The following is a 1,165-nucleotide window of genomic DNA, read 5'->3' on the forward strand; positions in this document are numbered from 1 at the left end:
TCGGGCGGATCACCGGGCTGACCGGTGTGCTGGGCAGCGATGACGTGACGGTGGGGGGCAGCGGGCTGTTCACCTTCGTCGATCGTAACGTCGGTGCGGGCAAGGCGGTGAACGTCTCGGGTCTGACGCTGGGTGGCGCACAGGCGGGCAATTATGTGCTCGACGCGGTGTCTGGTGGCAGCGCCTCGATCACCAAGGCGACGCTGACGCTGACCGCGAGCAACGATAGCAAGACCTATGACGGCACCACGGCGTCGAGCGGTACGGTGACCGCTACGGGCCTGGTCGTCGGCGATACGATCAGCGGTATGACGCAGGCGTTCGACACCAAGAATGCCGGGCAGCGGATCATCAGCGCCAACAGCTGGACGATCGCGGACGGCAATGACGGTGGCAATTATGCGATCGTCAAGGTGGATGCGAGCGGCACGATCGCCCGCAAGGTGATCGACGGCACGCTGACGGGCACGGTGTCCAAGGTCTATGACGGCACCACCGCCGCGACGCTGCTCGGCGCGAACCTTGCCGGGGTCATCGCGGGTGATGCGGTCGACGTTCTCACCTCGGCGGCCTATTATACCGGCAAGGATGTGGGCACGGGCAAGACCGTGACGGTCACCGGCATGGCGCTGTCCGGGCGCGATGCGGCCAATTACGACCTGACCAGCACCACCGCCTCGGCGGCGGTGGGGACGATCACCGCCCGGTCGGTGACGATCACGGCGGCGGGTCGCGGTGCCAAGACCTATGACGGCACCGACATCCTGACCACGGGCCAGCGCGGCACGCTGACGCTGAGCGCGGGTGACGACGATGCGCTGACCAAGGCGCTGCTCGCCAGCGACGGGGTGACGCTGGACGCCAGCGGGGTGACGGGCACGCTGGTCGACCGCAATGCGGGCACCGGCAAGAGCGTGACGCTGGGTGGCTATGCGCTCTCGGGCAATGGCCTTGGCAACTTCGTGCTGGCATCGAACACGGTGCTGGGGATCGCCGACGTGGCGCGCGCCTCGCTGACGCTCGCCGCCTCGGACAATACCAAGACCTATGACGGCACGACCGCCTCGTCGGGGACGGTCAGGATCACCGGGCTGGTGACCGGCGACACCGCCAGCGCCACCCAGGTGTTCGACAGCCGCAATGCGGGCAATCGCCTGCTGAAGGT

Annotated in this window: 1 protein-coding gene; it reads left to right on the forward strand. The window is 67.6% G+C overall.

Going from position 1 to position 1,165, the window contains the following annotated elements:
* The coding region (locus SM191_RS19460; protein WP_341507646.1) for a YDG domain-containing protein at positions 1-1,165 on the forward strand (1,165 nt) is incomplete at both ends.

The organism is Sphingomonas sp. 2378 (genome assembly GCF_038084995.1).
Lineage (GTDB): Bacteria > Pseudomonadota > Alphaproteobacteria > Sphingomonadales > Sphingomonadaceae > Sphingomonas.